Annotated in this window: 1 protein-coding gene and 1 pseudogene; one reads left to right on the forward strand and one right to left on the reverse strand. The window is 60.3% G+C overall.

Features of this window, described 5'->3' with window-relative positions:
• The coding region (locus tag A3730_RS26580; RefSeq protein WP_255364328.1) for an exonuclease domain-containing protein at positions 1-344 on the forward strand (344 nt) is incomplete at its 5' end.
• Positions 345-480: 136 nt separating this feature from the next.
• Here the strand turns inward: A3730_RS26580 and A3730_RS26585 are convergent.
• Positions 481-696: pseudogene (locus A3730_RS26585) on the reverse strand (peroxiredoxin); the annotation flags it as partial.

Genomic DNA, 696 nt, shown 5'->3' on the forward strand with positions numbered 1-696 from the left:
GTTGCACACGCGCAGTACTGGTGGGCCATAACAGCTTCTTCGATCAGGGTTTCCTGAACGCCGCCACCGACCGGGCCGACATCAAGCGCAACCCGTTCCACCCGTTCTCCAGTTTCGATACCGCCGCCCTGGCCGGGCTGGTATACGGACAAACGGTGCTGGCCAAAGCCTGCGAAGCCGCCGGCATCCGTTTCAGCCAGCGCGAAGCTCACTCCGCCCTGTATGACGCCACCCGCACGGCGGAGCTGTTTTGCTCCATGGTCAATCGCTTCAAGACCCTGGGCGGCTGGCCACCACCACCGGCCAAAACCATCCCGCCAACCCTGGCGAAAGAGCTGGATTGATTGGACGCCTGACGCCTGACGCTGCGCAGTGTTTTGATCCTGCTTTTAGCGTCAGGCATTGTGCGTCAGGCATCCGGCAAGCAGCGCAAAAAAAAGGGGCGCCATTTCTGGCGCCCCTTTCTTGTGCTGCTTTCTATTACAGCTTGTCTGCGTTACCAGACAGGTACTCGGCCACACCGTCCGGGGTGTCCTTCATACCGGAATCGCCTTTCTGCCAACCCGCCGGGCAAACTTCACCGTGCTCTTCGTGGAACTGCAGGGCGTCAACCAGACGAATCAGCTCGTCCATGTTACGGCCCAGGGGCAGATCGTTAACGATCTGGCTGCGTACCACGCCGTTCTGGTCGATCAG

The sequence above is a fragment of the Alcanivorax sp. HI0044 genome, from assembly GCF_001634945.1.